Annotated in this window: 13 protein-coding genes; all 13 read right to left on the reverse strand. The window is 64.1% G+C overall.

The genetic code is table 11. The features are described from left to right. Positions 1-212: 212 nt before the first annotated feature. Entirely contained in the window at positions 213-617 is a 405-nt protein-coding gene (locus QZZ29_RS01520; RefSeq protein ID WP_291380841.1) for a rhodanese-like domain-containing protein, read from the reverse strand. Positions 618-833: 216 nt separating this feature from the next. After that, positions 834-1,175 (reverse strand): hypothetical protein, encoded by a 342-nt coding sequence (locus QZZ29_RS01525; RefSeq protein WP_291380843.1) that lies wholly within the window; start codon positions 1,173-1,175, stop codon positions 834-836. Positions 1,176-1,178: 3 nt separating this feature from the next. Beyond that, positions 1,179-1,631, reverse strand: a complete 453-nt coding sequence (locus QZZ29_RS01530) for a prevent-host-death protein (protein ID WP_291380845.1) — start codon at positions 1,629-1,631, stop codon at positions 1,179-1,181. 62 nt (positions 1,632-1,693) lie between these two features. Further along, on the reverse strand, positions 1,694-4,825 hold the full coding sequence (locus QZZ29_RS01535; RefSeq protein ID WP_291380847.1) for a type I restriction endonuclease subunit R: 3,132 nt from the start codon (positions 4,823-4,825) through the stop codon (positions 1,694-1,696). Continuing rightward, a complete protein-coding gene (locus tag QZZ29_RS01540) occupies positions 4,822-6,066 on the reverse strand; it encodes an ATP-binding protein (RefSeq protein WP_291380849.1) in 1,245 nt (414 codons plus the stop codon). The genes QZZ29_RS01535 and QZZ29_RS01540 overlap by 4 nt, the downstream gene beginning before the upstream one ends. Positions 6,067-6,242: 176 nt before the next feature. Beyond that, a complete protein-coding gene (locus QZZ29_RS01545) occupies positions 6,243-6,371 on the reverse strand; it encodes a hypothetical protein (RefSeq protein ID WP_291380851.1) in 129 nt (42 codons plus the stop codon). Beyond that, on the reverse strand, positions 6,368-7,567 hold the full coding sequence (locus QZZ29_RS01550) for an ATP-binding protein (RefSeq protein WP_291380853.1): 1,200 nt from the start codon (positions 7,565-7,567) through the stop codon (positions 6,368-6,370). The genes QZZ29_RS01545 and QZZ29_RS01550 overlap by 4 nt, the downstream gene beginning before the upstream one ends. A gap of 42 nt (positions 7,568-7,609) precedes the next feature. Next, positions 7,610-7,759 carry a hypothetical protein gene (locus tag QZZ29_RS01555; protein WP_291380855.1) on the reverse strand — a complete coding sequence of 50 codons (150 nt, stop codon included), beginning with the start codon at positions 7,757-7,759 and terminating at the stop codon, positions 7,610-7,612. Between the two features lie 261 nt (positions 7,760-8,020). Continuing rightward, positions 8,021-8,542 (reverse strand): type I restriction endonuclease, encoded by a 522-nt coding sequence (locus tag QZZ29_RS01560; protein ID WP_291380857.1) that lies wholly within the window; start codon positions 8,540-8,542, stop codon positions 8,021-8,023. Next, complete coding sequence (locus tag QZZ29_RS01565) at positions 8,539-10,533, reverse strand: DUF87 domain-containing protein (RefSeq protein WP_291380859.1); 1,995 nt, start codon at positions 10,531-10,533, stop codon at positions 8,539-8,541. Before QZZ29_RS01565 ends, QZZ29_RS01560 begins: the two co-directional genes overlap by 4 nt. Beyond that, a complete protein-coding gene (locus QZZ29_RS01570; protein ID WP_291380861.1) occupies positions 10,530-11,819 on the reverse strand; it encodes a restriction endonuclease subunit S in 1,290 nt (429 codons plus the stop codon). The genes QZZ29_RS01565 and QZZ29_RS01570 overlap by 4 nt, the downstream gene beginning before the upstream one ends. Then, positions 11,809-13,395 carry a class I SAM-dependent DNA methyltransferase gene (locus tag QZZ29_RS01575; RefSeq protein WP_291380862.1) on the reverse strand — a complete coding sequence of 529 codons (1,587 nt, stop codon included), beginning with the start codon at positions 13,393-13,395 and terminating at the stop codon, positions 11,809-11,811. The genes QZZ29_RS01570 and QZZ29_RS01575 overlap by 11 nt, the downstream gene beginning before the upstream one ends. 54 nt (positions 13,396-13,449) lie before the next feature. Continuing rightward, positions 13,450-14,094 (reverse strand): pyruvate formate-lyase-activating protein (gene pflA / locus QZZ29_RS01580; RefSeq protein ID WP_291380864.1); only part of this gene is annotated, 645 nt, incomplete at its 5' end.

Consider the following 14,094-nt stretch of genomic DNA (forward strand, 5'->3'; position numbering starts at 1 on the left):
TGCCGGACCCGGGGCCCAAAACATCCTGCCGCCCGCCACTGCGAGCGGGGCGTCGCGAACCGTCTCGATAAGAGGTGCCGGCCGTCCTGGAGATGCGACTGAGGCTTTTCCGCTCGTGGCGCTGTGGCGGCCCGCGCTTTGGCAACGCGGTGCTCGAGTCGTGACAGGCGCGTTGTGGGCGTGGGTGGCGGGCTCTTGCGAGCCGAGGAGAGTTAGCGGACGACGTCGCCCTTCCACGCGCCGATGCCGCCCTCCAGGCCCACCGTGCGTGTCACGCCCGCCTGGGTCATGTAGTCCACCGCCACGCGCGACCGGTTGCCCGATCGGCAGTAGACGGCGTAGTCGGCGGCGGGATCGAGCGCGGCAATGGCGTCCGGAAACGCCGGGTCCTCCACGTTGATGTTGACGGCCCCCGGCAAGTGGCCCTCGGTAAATTCGGCGGGAGTGCGGACGTCGACAACGGTGACGCCGGGCTGATCGACGGCCAGCGCGAACGCGCTCGCGCTCACGTGCGAGCCGTCGAAGGCGGGGGGTTCGGCCGAGCCCGACGAGCAAGCTGCGAGAGCGACGGCCGCCACTGCGGCGAGGACGACGGAACGAAAAAGGCGAGCAATCATGCCGAAACCATACCCCCATGGGTATGTATTGTGAAAGTGAGCAGGCAATGGCCGCTGGTGAGAAGGCTTTGCGCGGCACAGCCGCGGACGTCCTCCGGCACTGCTACCTGATTCCCACCGAGCACGCGCCACAGCGTGAGGACGGGTCTGTGCGCGCTGGTGGGCGGGCCCACGTCACCGCGAGCACGTTGTCACCGATGCTTTCGGCAGGCCGGTCTACTTGGTCCCGTTCGGGTGGCTGGTGTCCACTCGCTCGAGATACACCGTGCCGTCCTCGACGTAGAACCAGATCCGCGCGCTGCCCTTCAGGGTGGGTCTGTGCTGCCAGCGGTCATGGTCAGCGTTGGCCCGGGTCACGATCGCGAGAGAGCCCTTGAGCCTGTAGTTGGTCGCGGTGACTGCCGTGGGTGTCCGCGTGAGGAAGTCCCAGGCGTCGGCCATCGCATTGCGCTGAGTGGCGCACAGGTCCCGCCAACCCCTCTCCGCACCACGGGATGCGAACACGATCTGATGCTCGGCCCTCTTGCGCGGCCGCGGCACCGGTTGAGACGTAGCCATGGGTCAGGGGCGCTCCACTGGGACGTCCTCGTCAAGCCACTCGACGGTTTCGCCGCCAAGTCCGGCGGCAATCGCCTCCGCCGTGCCCTGCCATGCGGTGAGCTCCGCGATCGCCAGATGCGGCTGCTGAGTGTCAAATGACGCACGCGCCGCAGTAAGCACCTCCTGTGCGCACTGTTCGCGCTCAGTCTCTGACAGCGCGAGCATCCACGGGAACCTGTCGGCAAGATGACTAGCGAAGTGGTCGGGGCCAGCCAGCGAGGCGGCGATGAGTTGGCCGGCCAATGCCAGCAGCCGGTCGCGACCATCAGCGTCGTCCTGGCGCATCAGCAACAGGGGCGAGCCGTCGCGACGGGTGATCGACACCGCACCATGCTCGACAGCGTCGAAAACGGCCTTCGGGTTGCGTGACAGTTCCGACGACTGGAAAGACTGCGGATGCATCAGGGTGCTCATGACTCGCCATCATAGTTCTGAATATGTTCTGAATCAAGTGGGCCGCGAGTGCGTCCGGGCGCCTATGTGCCCCAGCTCCCGCTCAAAGCCTCAGCCTGCTCCAACACAGTAGCCACGGCGCCTTCCGCAAGGTCCGGCGGATACCCGTACTTCTTGAGGATTCGCTTCACCATCACGCGCATCTGCGCCCGCACACTCTCCCGCAGTGTCCAGTCGATCGCCGCGTTCGCGCGCACCTTGTCGACCAGTTCCCGCGCAATCACGGCCAATTGAGCGTCGCCCATCACTCCAGCAACGTCGCCGTTTGCATCGAGCGCCTCGTAGAACGCGAACTCGTCCTCGTTGAGCCCCAGCTTCTCGCCGCGCTCGCCCGCCTCGCGCAGTTCGCGCGCCAGGTCCACCAACTCCTGGATGACCATCGCGGAGTCGATCGCCCGGTTGCGGTACTTGATCACGGTCGCCTCGAGCAGTTGCGAGAAGCGCCGCTCCAACACCACATTGCGACGCCCGCGCACCTTGATTTCGTCAAGCAGTAGGCGCTCTAGCATCTCCACCGCCAGGTTCCGCTGCGGCATGTGCTGCATCTCGGCCAGGAACTCCTCGGACAGCAGCGAGATCGCCGGCCGTGAAAGCCCCGCCGCTTGGAAGATGTCCACCACGCCCTCCGAGAGCACCGACCGCGACACGATCTGCCGGATCGCCATCTCCGCGTCGTCGCGCCGATGCTCCACAAGCGAACGCTTCCCCAACTGCACATTGACAGCCTCGAAGAACGCGATCTCCTCGCGGATCTTCTCGGCCTCGGGCGTCGCCGCCGCCAGCGCGTATGCCTTCTTGAACTCGCGGAACTCATCCATGTACCGCTGCTTACCGTCGGGCAGGCCCAGGATGTAGTTCAGCCCATTGCCGATGCACGCAAGCCGCTCGCTCGGCTTGCCGGTCAGGAACGGCCCGTAGTCGAACCCGGGCTCAACACCGCGCGATGTGGTCTGGTTGAGGAAGAAGTCGCCGACGGTCTCGTAGCGCCGCAGCATTTCCGCGATCGCCTCCGCAATATCAAGACTGGGCGCTCCCTTCCCGCCCTCGGCCCGGTAGGTGTGCAACGCCTCCTTAAGTTCCGCAGCAATGCCGATGTAGTCCACCACCAGCCCGCCAGGCTTGTCGCGGAACACGCGGTTCACGCGCGCGATGGCCTGCATGAGCCCGTGACCGCGCATCGGCTTGTCGACGTACATCGTGTGCAGCGATGGCGCGTCGAAGCCGGTAAGCCACATGTCGCGCACGATGACCAACTTGAAGGGGTCGTCCGGGTCGCGGAACTTGGTGGCCATCTCCCCGCGCCGTGACTTGGAGCGGATGTGTCGCTGCCACTCGGGCCCGTCGCTCGCGGAGCCGGTCATGATGACGTTGACGAACCCGTCGTCTTCTCCCTCGCCCTGCCACGCGGGGCGCAGCGCCACGATCTCGTCGTACAGCGCCACGGCGATGGGCCGAGACATGGTCACGATCATGCCCTTGCCGTCCATGGCGTTGGTGAGGCGAGACTCGAAGTGCTCCACGATGTCCGCGGCCACGGCCTTGACCCGCTCGGGCGCACCCACCACGGCGGCCAACTGCGCCCACTTGGACTTGAGTTTCTCGCGCCCTTCGGCCTCCTCGGTCTCGGTGGCCGCGTCGAACTCGGGGTCGATGGATAGGCGTTGGTCGTCGTCCAGGTGGAGCTTGGCGAGGCGCTGCTCGTAGTAAATGGGGACCGTTGCGCCATCCTCGACGGCCTTCTGGATGTCATAGACGTCGATGTAGTCGCCAAAGATGGCGCGCGTGTTCGCATCGGCCTGCTCGATCGGCGTGCCGGTGAAGCCGATGAACGATGCGTTGGGCAGGGCGTCGCGCAGGTGGCGGGCGTAGCCGTCGATGAGGTCGTACTGGCTGCGGTGGGCCTCGTCGGCGATGACGACCATGTTGCGCCTCCCGCTCAGCGCCTCGAGCCTGCCGCCCTTCTCCTCGGGGAAGAACTTCTGGAGGGTGGTGAAGATGACGCCGCCGGATTCGCGGGTGAGTAGCTCGCGCATTTGCGCGCGGGAGTCGGCCTGGACGGGCTGCTGGCGTAGTAGCTCGTGGCAGCGGGAAAAGGTGGCGAAGAGTTGCTGGTCCAGGTCATTGCGGTCAGTGAGCACCACCAAGGTGGGATTGCCCATGAGCGGCTCGCGGATGATGCGCCCGGCGTAGAACGCCATGGTGAGCGACTTGCCCGAGCCCTGCGTGTGCCACACGACGCCGACGCGCTGGTCGCCAGCGTCGGTCTCGTTGCCCTCGGAATGGTGCGGAGCAGTGGCGGCGCGCAGCGTCTGCCCGACCGCGCGCTGCACGGCGTGGTATTGGTGGTAGCCGGCGATCTTCTTGATGGGCGCGCCCGCGCCGTCGTCCTCGAACACGATGAAGTCGCGGATCAGGTCCAGCAGGCGCGGCGGCGCGCACAGGTCCTCGATCACCGTCTGCAACTCGGAGGCGCCACCCACCTCGAGCCGGTCGGCGGCGTCGGCGTGCCATGCCTTGAACCACTCCTTGCCCGCGGTGAGGCTTCCGACGCGCGCGCTGACTCCGTCCGAGATGACCAGCAGGGCGTTGGCGTGGAAAAGCGTGGGGATCTGCTCCTTGTAGGTCTGGAGTTGGGCATAGGCCTCCCAGACGTCGGCGGTGCCGCTGACGGCGTTCTTGAGCTCGAACACCACGAGGGGCAGTCCGTTGACGAACAGCACCACGTCGGGCCTGCGGTTGACCTTGCCCTCGACCACGGTGAACTGGTTGACGGCCAGGAAGTCGTTGTTCTCGGGGTGGTCGAAGTCGATGACGCGCACCTGCGCGCCGCGAATCTGGCCGTCTGGCGCGCGGTACTCGACGGTGACGCCGTTGACTAGGTGCCGGTGCGTGGCGCGGTTCCGGGTCACAAGGTCCGGGCCCTCCGCGCGGAGCAAACGCTTCAGGGCGTCCTCGATGGCCGATGCGGGGAGGTCGGGGTTGAGGCGCGTGAGGGTTGAAAAGAGGCGCGCGTCGAGTGTGGTTTGTGTGAACTCGGTGCGCTCCGCAGCGGGCTCGCCGGGCGCGATGGACTCGCCGTAGACCGTGGCCCACCCGGCGGCCTCAAGCCACTCGAGCGCGGCCTGTTCGACTGCCGATTCGGTGAACTTTCTCATTCGCTCGCCCCCCATAGCATCGAGATGGGTAGCGCCCACAGATTGTCGTCGTGACGGTACCCGACGGTGCCGTCGTAGAGCACGGCGCCACCTTTGAATGAGTCGCCGGTGATGTCGCGAAGCTTACGCAGTCCGCGGAAGTCTTTGGGACCTACCACCGAAGCGGCCTTTACTTCGATGCCCGCGATTCTGTTGGGCCCGCGTTCGAGCACGATGTCTACTTCATTTTGATTGGCGTCACGAAAGTGATGGAACGATGTGCGACGATCGTGCCAGCTTGCTTGAGCTCGGAGTTCGGCGAGGACAAAACTCTCGAGCAGGTGGCCAAAGTAGGTGCGGTCGCTGCTGAGGTCTTCGACATCTCGTTCCAGTAGCGCGGCCCCCATACCGGTGTCTGCGATGTGAAGTTTGGGTGTCTTGGCTGCCCGCTTGGCTTCGCTGCGGCTCCATGCGGGCAGGCGGTCGATCACGAAGATGTGTTCGAGCAACGCGAGGTGCTCGTCAACCGTTTCCCGCTTGACCCCGACGTCGCTGGCGAGTCGCGACACATTGGCGAACTCGGCGGTGTAGGCGGCCACCTGCCGAAGTATCGCCGGCGTGGTCTTGAGCGAGCGAACTTGGGCGAGGGAGCGAACGTCTCGTTGGATCTGGGTGTCGATGTGGTCGCGTAAAAACTCTGCGGCCCGGTGTGGTGAACGCGCGAGCGCTTCGGGGTAGCCGCCGCGAGCGACTCTTGCGACAAGGTCGAGGCCGAGGCGCTCGGCGGGTTGAGGTGTGAAGGCGCCGGTGAAGAGTTGGTGCAGGAACTGTGGCGTGGTGCCGCGAATTTCCGATTGGGCGAGGGGGTACATGCGTAGGGTTCCCAGGCGTCCGGCGAGGGAGTCGGCGAGGGTGGGCACCATGAGGACGTTCGCGGAGCCTGTCATGACGTAACGGCCGGGTGTTCTGTCATTGTCTATGGCTGCTTTGAGCGTGGTGAAGAGGTGTGGCACTCGCTGAACTTCGTCAAGGACGACGAGCGTGCCAAGCCTGTCTACGTAGCCGATGGGGTCGTCGAGCGCCGCTTGCACTTGGTCGTTGTCGTCAAAGGTGACGTACCGGTAGTTGTGCGCAGCGGCGAACGCTTTCACAAAGGTTGTCTTGCCACATTGACGCGGGCCATGAATGAGAGTGGCAGGGGTATCTGCCACGGACTCGAGCAGGCGCGCCTCAAGGAAGCGCGGGTAGCTGGTGGCGGCCATGACCTCACCCTACCCGAGGTGTAGGACATTTGCCCGGTAGCACGGCAGGACGATTGACCGTTAGACGAACAGACGATTGCCCGGTGCAAGGGCGGACGATTGCCCGGTGAGACGGAAGATCGATATCCAACCACCGCAACTGCTCAGCGCATTGAGCCAGCCTACTCAACGAGCAGTCAGCCGCGCTGGCTTCCCAGCCGGCTCGACTTCACAAGCGCCGGGCCCGTCCGATACCGAAATCCCTCAAGATCTCCCGCGACCGCCTCGCCCAGGAAGTCCACCGTGAAGTCTGAAAGAATCATCATTTGATCCAGAACGCCACGGGCATGGCGAGAAAATCCTCGATGGGGATGCCGTCGGCGCCGACGAGCAGAACCTTGCTCGGCGAGTATTCGGCGACGAAGGCGTCCATGCCCGACAACCTGCCCGCACGCGCGCCGCTCTTGACCTCGATCGCGACCACCCGCCCTCCGGCCTTGATGACAAAATCAACCTCGTCGTTGCCGTCTCGCCAGTAGAGCACCTCGCACTCCCCCGCCGCGGCAGAGTTTGTGAGGTGCGCGCCGATGGCCGACTCGACCAGTCTGCCGTAGTAGGTCTTGTCGGCGCGCGCCGAAGAGGGTGTCAGCCCGGCAATAGCGCTCATGAGAGCGGTGTTCAGGACCTGAAGTTTGGGGCTTGACCCGCGCTTGCGGACTGCGCTCCCGGAATACTTCTGGAGCCCAGTCACCATCCCTGCCCCGGAAAGGAGTTCCAGGTAGTGCGCGAGCGTGGTGGTGTTGCCAGCGTCCTGAAGTTGCCCGGTCATCTTGGTGTAGCTGAGTATCTGACCGGAGTACTCACAGGCGAGCTCGAACAGCCGCCGCAGCAGCGCGGGCTTGTCGACACGCGTCAGCAGCAGCACGTCTCGAGAAATCGTGGTCTCGATCAGGGAGTCGAGGATGTACCGGCGCCACCGCGCTGGCTTGCCCATGAGCCGGGCCGCTCCGGGGTAACCGCCAAAGTAGATGTAGTCGTCAAGCGTGAAGCCGAACGCGTCCCGCATTTCGGAGTACGACCAGTGGGGTGCATGTAGCACCTCGAATCGCCCTGCGAGGCTCTCGGTGAGCCCGCGCGCGATCAGGAGTGGCGCGGAGCCAAGGAGGACCACTTTGAGCGGAACCCCAGTGCGGGTGTCCTCGTCCCAAAGGCGCTTGACGGCCTCCGACCAGTTGGGCACTTTCTGCACCTCGTCGAGGATGAGGATTGCGCCTTCCTCGCCGACGCCCGCGCGAGCCGCCTCCCACTGTTGAGCAATCCAGGCCGAACCTTGCAGGGTGGGCTCATCCGCGCTCGCGAATCGCACCGGCACCTTGAGCCCGCTCGTGACCTGCTGAACCATCGTGGTCTTGCCCACCTGGCGGGGCCCCGTCACGGCATGGATGAAGCGGCGAGGTTCGGCCAGGCGAGCGTGCAACTCAAGCGCCAGAGGACGCGAGTAGACGCGCACAGGTTTACTCATCACACTGAGTATTTTTACTCAATAGCGCGAGCATGGCAAGCACTACCGCGACATGCCCTCGACAAACAGACCGCCGAGTTCCATCCAGTCGTGCGCGTTGGCGCGCTCATCGGCGACGAGATCGAGGCGCTCGGTAATACTCCAGCCTTCGTAGAGCACATACGGTTCGAGCACACGCGGTTCCGGCTCCACGCGGCAATCGCGCCCGCGCGTCGCTCCGACTTTCCCATACCGAGCCAGATCATGTTGCCAGGGTCGTGCCCTGTGATGCTCGGAAACTCGGACGCCCGGCCCCACCTGCGCCACGCGTGGTTGAACGCGAACTCGACGGTCATCTTGCTCGCGGTCATCTGCGCCGGTTCGTGGGCAAGAACACCTAGGGCGAGCCCCTGCGCCACGTGCTTCACCTGCTGGTCCCGAGTCTCCCTGGTCCCGAGTCTCCATGTTTCGACGCTACCGGGTGGCACCGACATCGCATCTAGCGAGCCGAGGCGCCGCAGTTGAGGCCATCGCAGGTGGCAGTCCGTTGACGAACAGCACCACGTCGGGCCTGCGGTTGACCTTGCCCTCGACCACGGTGAACTGGTTGACGGCCAGGTGGTCGTTGTTCCCGGGGTGGTCGAAGTCGATGACGCGCACCTGGGCGCCGCGAATCTGACCGCCGGGCGCGCGGTACTCGACGGTGACGCCGTTGACCAGTTGCCGATGTGTGGCGCGGTTGCGGGTAACGAGGTCTGGGCCTTCGGTGCGGAGCAGGCGCTTGTGGGCATCATCGATGGCCGATGCTGGGAGGTCGGGGTTGAGGCGCGCGAGAGCGCCACGAAGGCGAGCGTCGAGTGTGGTCTGGGTGAACTCTGCGCGCTCGGCGGCGGGCTCACCTGGGGCGATCGACTCGCCGGAGACCGTGGTCCAGCCCGCGTCCTTGAGCCACTCAAGAGCCGCGCGCTCCACACGAGCCTCATTGACACCGTTCATATGTTGCCGTCCGGAGCCGAGTTATCTGTCGCAGGCGCAGGCGCGGGCGAGTCGGTCGACCAGCGATCCGCCATGTCTTCGATTTGGAAGAGGATTGGCCTTCCTGACGACGACGCCTTCCCCACGAGCACGGCATGCTGGCGCGGCAAGGTCGAGATTGCCTGCGAGTAGCCGTCCCCCATGTAGTTGCGCAGGAAGTCAAGGCCCGTCTGGTCGAACGACTGAAGCGCAAAGATTGTGTTGCACTGGTTCAGGATTGTCTTGGTGACGTTTGCGGTTCGCTGGCTAATTACCATCACACCCATACCGAACTTGCGGCCCTGCAAGATGTATCGACCGGTTGCGTTCACGTGCTGTGAGTCTTCCTTCTGCGCTACCTGCGTCCACTCCGGGATCAGAGAGTGTGCCTCCTCGAGCACCACGCACAACTGAGCAGGCATGTCCTTGCCACGTACCAACTTCGTCTTTGAAACCTCGTCGAACACAGCCTTGACAAAATCACGAGTGATTCGAGGGTATCCGTTTTGGTCGACGCCGAACTGATGGATGCCAATCGGCGAGGCGCCCTCGATCCATGGGCGCACATCGTCGCTGGTTCGCAGTGCCGTCGGACCCGCTCCGCCGAGGTACAGATCGTGCTGCCTGCTCGGATCGAGGATCAAGACCTTGATGTTCCGGCTCGCCATCGCTTCAATAAGGCGAAAGGCGAGGAACGACTTGCCGCTTCCGGTGACTCCAAGCAACGCCACGTTGTGCGTGACTACATCATCAAGTCCGACATGGACTGGGAAGCCCGAGTTTGGCACATGGCCGAGGAGTTCGCTGCCGTCTGGAAGCACGTTGGCACCTTCGGCCATTGCGGCAGCAAGGTAGATCAGGCTTCCCGGACGTGCGACTTCTGGCACGGGTTCAAATTTGGAGGCTTCAGGGTCCCATGAGCCGAGTTGCCCCGCTGAAATGCGTATCGAGTGCTTCGCATTGCCGTCGGGAAGGGGCTGCTGATCGACGACTGCGGCGACTACCTGGAAGTAGGTGTCAGCCGCCGACAGGGTGCTGGCCACGACCACATCTCCGGCCTTGAGTCCAAGATCTGGGTGCATGTGGAAAACGAGTGTTCCGATCTCTGATCCAGAATCGACGACACCCAGGGGCACCCGCTCAGCCTCGTCATCGCTCACTAGGTGCACGTCCGTAGGGCCGTGAGATAGGTCGCCGACTTCTCCCCACGCTCCTTCAACTGACGTGATGCCTACACGGGCAAATCGAGCCCCGGCGACAATACGATCATCGAAAACCACGCCAATTGCCGCCTGGGAACCGCCCGCTTTCTGAAGCGCAACTCGTCGTCCGACGAGATACTGAGGAGCATCGAAGAGCATGCGCACTTCGGCGATTCGGGGGCTCGTGGTGCGCTCTAGCCGACCAATGCCCAGGGCTCGGCTCTCAGTTCGTTTGTCGAAGGCGGAATCGATCGCTCCAGCTAGCGCGGGGAGATTGATGATCATGAACACCGCCCAGAACAGAAACAGTGCGCTCGCGGCACCTGGCCTGGACGCGTATTGCAGGAAGACACCCCAAAGGAAGAAGGCTGAGAAGAGAGCCTCGGGACGGCCGAGCTGGCGGTTGACCCTGGACACCGTCTGGACAAGCGCTGACTCGGAGTGAAGCGGTTTGCTTCGTAACCACATCAGCGCATAGCTGCTGATCAGTAGGTATATGCACCAGAATCCAAATCCCCACCAGATGGCCGAGCGCATCGTTTCTGGCACGAGGAGCAGCGACACCCATCCTGTGGCGGCGTTCACGAAAATGTTTGCGTCCTTTGAGAAGAACGGTTGGTCGACGAGGGAGAGCAGGAGGAAAAGGAGGCCTCCCGCGGTGAACCAAAACTCGTCGATGAGGAAGCCAAAGCCTCCTGAGACGGATCTACCAATGCCAACCAGCAGCAAGAACGCGAGCACGAGCGTCCACAGGCGGAGACGAATTCTCATTTTGGGTTCCCCTCGGACAACTCCTGATGTGACGCTTCCTCCGACAGGAGCATTGGCAGGAGTTGGCTTCGCACCGTGGCGAGGACCCTTCCCTCGTTGCGGTTTCGCGCGGCAGCGTCCATCCATGGCGAGCAGAGTCGATCGAACACGCTGCGTACGTCGAGCGGGGAGATCGCGAGCGGGAGGTTCAGAACTACTTCCGGACGCACTGCCGGATACGCGCCACCATCCGCCAAGTGCGCCAACGCATCGATTGCCTCTTTGTTAGTCGCCGCAAGGTAACAGAGGGCACGATCGTCCGAGCGTGACGATCGCAAGACAGCAAAGCCCGTGCTGCCGGTGAGCCCGTCGGTCGTGATGTAGGCGAATGCCCCGTTACCAGGGCGCACCGTGCCGACAATCGTGTCGCCGGGGCGAAGAACCCGGCGTGCACGGCTGGGAGCATCCTCGCGGGTGTACGTGGCCGTTTCGTCGATATCGCCCCACTTCGTGCTGGCGAGATCCACGTACTCAACATGCTCGGGCAGTGTGCTCGCTTTCCAAGACTCTGGGTTCAACGCCGCAATGGCCGCGATCGTGCCGGGTTCCCAGCCCTCGGGGATCTCGCCGAGATCGGAGTCGATGAGGCGGTCTGGGAAGAGGTCGGCAAGGTGCTTGGGGAGGCCGGGGTCGCGGCCCTCGGCCTTGGCGCGGACGGGGTCGAAGTCCACGAACCACGACTTGAAGAGCGCGCGTGCCATTTCTTCGAGGGTCTGGCTCATGCGGCGGTTGAGTTCGATCTTGTCGTCGAGGGTCCCGAGGATGTGGGCGATCCGGCGCTGCTCATCGAGGCTCCGTGGAGCTCGGAACGGTGCTCGTGTCATGGTCGACGCGCTCGCGTTGGGCTGCGCAGATTTGTCGCCGAGAACTCCACGGATGTACTGCAAGAACGGTTCCGACTGAAGGTAGTAGGCGAGGTACCGGGAGTCGAATTCCGGCTTGGCCTTGAGGCGGACCAAGTAGGACGCGAACACGCTTTCAGGTGGATGGTTCACGTATGCGCTCGCACCGGTCGACGCGCCAGTGCGCGCAAGTACGACGTCACCATGCTCAAGTGCGTACTTCCTGAGCGTCTTCGCGTCTGCATCGACCGTTGGCACGGCATTCCAGTCGATCGCGCCTGACACGATGTCGGTGATCCGGAGGAACTTCGCGCCAGAGTCGACTTTGTTTGCAGAAGCAGTCAGCCCGTAATCGATCGAACTGCAAGCATCGGCGATTGTGCAATCGACCCAATCAGTTGCCATAGCCGAGTTCCTCGAGGTTCTTGGCGATAGCTGCATCGAGTTGCGCCGCATCGGCTTGCTGCTCGCCCAACTGCGCAGACAGTCGGGTCATCTTCTCGTCGAAGGACTCGGCATCGGCTTCGGCTTCCTCGGCGCCCACATACCGCCCCGGTGTCAGCACGTGCCCGTGAGCCCGCACCTCGTCCAACGGCGCGCTCTTGCAGAACCCGGCCACGTCGTCGTACGTACCGAAGCCTTCCTCGCCGCGCCACGCGTGGTACGTGTCGGAGATCAACTTGATGTCAGCGTCGGTCATCTCGCGCAGAGTGCGGCCGATCATCGAGCCCATCTTGCGGGCGTCGATGAAGAGCACCTCGCCGCGGCGGTCGCGGAATTTGTGGTTGCGGCGGTCGCGCGCAAGGAACCACAGACACACCGGGATCTGCGTCGAATAGAACAACTGTCCCGGAAGCGCGACCATGCAGTCCACCAGGCCCTGCTCCACCAGGTTCTTGCGGATCTCGCCCTCGCCCGACTGGTTGGAGGACATCGACCCGTTGGCCAGCACAAAGCCAGCCACGCCCGTCGGCGACAGTTTGGACGCCATGTGCTGCACCCACGCGAAGTTCGCGTTGCCCACGGGCGGCACGCCGTAATCCCAGCGCTTGTCCTCGCGCAGGCGATCGCCGCCCCAGTCCGAGATGTTGAACGGCGGGTTGGCGAGGATGAAGTCGGCCTTGAGGTCCGGGTGGCGGTCGTGGTGGAAGGTGTCGCCGTGGGCGATGTTGTCGGCGCCGATGCCGCGGATCGCCAGGTTCATCTTGGCCAGCCGCCACGTGGTGTGGTTGGACTCCTGGCCGTAGATGGAGATGTCGTTCTTGCTGCCGTTGCCAGCGTCGTGCTCGCGCAGGAACTCATGCGACTGCACGAACATGCCCGCCGAGCCACAGCACGGGTCGTAGACGCGGCCGTTGTAGGGCTCGATCATCTCGACCAGCAGCTTGACCACGCTGCGCGGGGTGTAGAACTCGCCGCCACGCTTGCCCTCGGAGGATGCGAACATGCTGAGGAAGTACTCGTAGACGCGACCCAGGGTGTCGGTGCTGCGGGCGGCCGCGTTGCCGATCTGGATGTTGGCGATGAGGTCGATGAGCGCGCCCAGGCGGACCTTGTCCAGGGCCTCGCGGCCGTAGTTCTTGGGGAGCACGTCCTTGAGGGACGGGTTCTCGCGCTCGATGGCCTCCATCGCGCTGTCTACTGTTTGGCCGATGGTGGGCTGACGGGCCTGGTCTTTGAGGTGCTGCCAGCGGGCGCTGGGCGGGACCCAGAAGATGTTCTTGGCCTTGTACTCGTCCTCGTCCTCGGGGTCGGCGCCCTCTGCCTGTTGTGCGGGGGAGGAGAGGAAGGCATGGTGCTCGTCGAAGGCATCGGAAATGTACTTCAGGAAGATCAGCCCCAGGACCACGTGCTTGTACTCGGCAGAGTCCATGTTGTTGCGCAGGGTGTCCGCGGCCTTCCACAGCTGCGCCTCGAAGGGGAGGTCACTACCCGGCTTGGGCTTGCTGGGCGTGGCTACAGTCTTTGCGGGTTCGGGCATGAGGCCATCTTGTCGGATATCCACAAGTGGCGGTAGGGGGCGCGCGAGCCCGGCTCAGGCCACCTTGACCGGCAGCCCGTACAACTCGAGTTGCGCCTTCACGCGCGCGATGAGTTCCGGCGTGGGTGTCGGAGTGTCCGCCAACAGGTACGGCTCCCCCGTCGCCGCCCACTTCGCTTTGCCCATCTGGTGGAACGGCAAGATCTCCATGCGTTGAACCCCGTCGAGCGTGGCCACGAACGTGCCGATGGCGTCCACGTTTTCTTCGGCGTCCGTCAGACCGGGTACCAGCACAAACCGAATCCAGGTGGTCTTGCCCAGCCGCGACAGGCGCTCTGCGAAGTCGAGGGTCGGCTGCAGCGGCCTGCCCGTCACGCGCTTGTACGTCTCGGGTATCCCCGACTTGATGTCGAGCAGCGTGAGATCGATGTAGTTGAGGTCGTCGTCCGTGAGGCGCGATCCCAGCAACCCGGCGGTGTCGAGCGCGGTGTGGATGTTGAGGTCGTGTGCGCGACGGAAGATTTGCGTCACGAACTTGGCCTGCAGCAGGGGCTCTCCACCCGAGATGGTGAGCCCGCCGCCCGTGACCTTCATGATCGTGGCGTAGCGGGTCACACGCGCCATCACCTCGTCTACGGTGTGACGCACTCCGTCCTTCATGCGCCACGTGTCGGGGTTCTGGCAGAACTGGCAGCGCAG

This window comes from Demequina sp. (assembly GCF_016278765.1).
Classification (GTDB): domain Bacteria; phylum Actinomycetota; class Actinomycetes; order Actinomycetales; family Demequinaceae; genus Demequina.